2 protein-coding genes are annotated in these 1337 nt (G+C 29.5%); both read right to left on the reverse strand.

Annotation, left to right across the window (positions count from 1 at the left end; translation table 11 throughout):
* Positions 1-158: 158 nt before the first annotated feature.
* Positions 159-812: a transposase gene (locus TP70_RS12595; protein WP_206168189.1), complete on the reverse strand. Its 654-nt coding sequence runs from the start codon at positions 810-812 to the stop codon at positions 159-161.
* 47 nt (positions 813-859) lie between these two features.
* Positions 860-1337, reverse strand: a 478-nt coding sequence (locus TP70_RS12600; RefSeq protein WP_211253726.1) for a transposase, incomplete at its 5' end; no start/stop codon positions are given.

Consider the following 1337-nt stretch of genomic DNA (forward strand, 5'->3'; position numbering starts at 1 on the left):
GTAGCCTTACTATTTCTGAAACTTTTTTGATTTTTGTTAGTCTTTTAAAATTATAAGCAACACAAATTAGGGCTGCTTCTGCACCTACAGATTCCAGCCCCTTTCCTAAAAAAAGAACGTATAACCGTAATATCTCTTAATAGTCCCAAAAGGGTGTTCTACAATATGTGACTTTTTTTATAAATTTCATTATTATTCTCAGTTTCTCTCTTTACTTTTTCGAGTATTTCTTCATATTCCCAGCGCTGAATATTTCTACCCCTTACAGACTTTGTACACAAATGATAAGCAGAACAAGTTTGACAACTCTTTTCACCAATATACCTTTTATACATCATGCCATTTTTAGTTGTTTTTTCTGTATAAGGAAGTTCTTTTCCTTCTGGGCAAATATAAGAATCTGTATCTTTTTGATATTGGAATTTTTCTTTTGAGTATTGTGTCCCACCTAATATATTTTTGGATTTTTGCGGCTTAATGTATACAGTATTATCGTCATCTACACAGTTTTTAATTTCTTTCATATTGTAATAGCCTGTATCAGCTAATATAATTCTATTCTTATCTTTAGTTAATAATTTGTTTGTTTTTGAAACCATAGAAGCTAATTGACTTTGATCATTTATGTCATTCACAACATCTAGTGTAACAATTAATTTATGTTTACTATCAACAGAGGATTGCATATTATAAGATATGTCGATTTTCCCATTATTTTTCATAGCTCTTGAGTCTGGATCAGTAGTGGTTAATTGTTTCTTATTTTCTTTTTTCATTTCATTTTTTAGTTCAGTTAACTCTTTCTTTTTCACTTCATATCGTATGATTTTTGACTTAACCGATGAAACTGTTTCTTGGTTTAATATACTTTCCTCAGTCCATTTGGAGTAATATAATTACTTTTACTATTTTGAGCAGTGATTTTTGTCCCATCAATTGCGATAATTCTACCGTCAATTAATCCCCACCCTTTTAAAATATATGTAAAAGTTTTCATGACTTGTTTAAAACTCTGACGATTCTCTTTAAGAAATAACGAGATAGTTCCGTGGTCAGGGCAAATACCATTTACTAACCACATTAATTCAATATTTCTTTTACATTCTACTTCTAAAGATCGTGATAATCTAATTTTATTAAAGTATCCATATATAAATAACTTTAATAAATCTTTTCTCTCATAAGGTTGTTGCCCACGGTTGTTTTTACTATATTCTTTAATTCTTAAATCTTTCAAACAGAGAGACTCTACAAACGCATCAATTGCCCGAACAGGGTTTTCCTCCTCAATCATTTCATCTAAAGTTAATAATTGAAAGCTTACTTGATTTCTTGAA

Origin of the sequence: Staphylococcus microti, assembly GCF_000934465.1 — a bacterium.
Lineage (GTDB): Bacteria > Bacillota > Bacilli > Staphylococcales > Staphylococcaceae > Staphylococcus > Staphylococcus microti.